The organism is Vibrio sp. 2033, from assembly GCF_033339735.1.
On the sequence record NZ_JAWOVC010000126.1, the window covers coordinates 1 to 1,009 of the forward strand.

Sequence of the window (1,009 nt, forward strand, 5' to 3'; positions counted from 1 at the left end):
TGACATTTACGTTCACAACAGATTCTGACGTATTGTTGTCGTTATCGGTTGCAACGGCTTTAAGCTGGTTAGCGCCAATAAGTGTGGCGTTCCAAGTAACGGAATATGGCGCTTGAGTAACGACACCTAAGCGATCGTTATTCGCGAAAAACTCCACTTGCGTAACCGTGCCATCTGAGTCGCTTGCGTTGGCTGTGATTTCGTTGTTGCTGCCTGCGAGCACGACTTGCCCATCAGTTGGGGCGGTAATGGTAACTTGAGGTGGTGTTGAGCACGCTCCTAGGCCAGTCCAAGCATCTTTCCAGTAGAGGCCTTCACCTGGCTCGTAGGCCCATGTTGCATCGGACGAACACCAACCTGCAACGTCACAACGATATTTTTGGTTAAGATTAGAAACCAGAGTACCTACTTCATAACGCGTGCCAGCAACGTAAGGTAGAGCATCAGCACACCCACCATTGCCTGTTTCTGAATTCGCGACGACCAGCGCCACTTCTTGACTCGTGGTAGAGAGATTAGAGTCATCTGTTGCTTGAGCTTTAAATGAGTGCGTACCAACACTCGCTGTCCATTGGTATTCGTAAGGTGCACTGGTATCAATGGCGACAGATTGGTTGTTAACGAAGAACTCAACTTGAGTAACTACGCCATCAAAGTCATCAGCTTGAGCAGTGACGGTTAGGTTATCCCCCACACTCAGTGTTTCCGTACCTGTTGGACTAGTGAGAGTAATGCTAGGTGGTGGCAGCTCTACTTGAGGCTGAACGACGATAGCAACCGTTGTGGAGGTTACTGCGCCTTCATTGTCTGTCGCAATCGCGGTGAGTTGAGAAACGCCTTGGGCTGCGGTCCAAGATGCCTCAAATGGCGCTTGGGTGACGATAGCAACGGTTTGGTCACCCGCTAAAAACTCCACTTGTGTGACCTGTCCGTCCTCGTCGGACGCATTGGCTAACAGAGTAATGGCGCTGCCTTCAGGAATGTGCGCGTTGTTCGTTGGAGAAGAGAA

At 50.3% G+C, this 1,009-nt stretch carries 1 protein-coding gene; it reads right to left on the bottom strand.

Annotated elements, in window-relative coordinates:
• Positions 1-1,009, bottom strand: a 1,009-nt coding sequence (locus tag R7P74_RS25075) for an Ig-like domain-containing protein (protein WP_318123350.1), incomplete at both ends; no start/stop codon positions are given.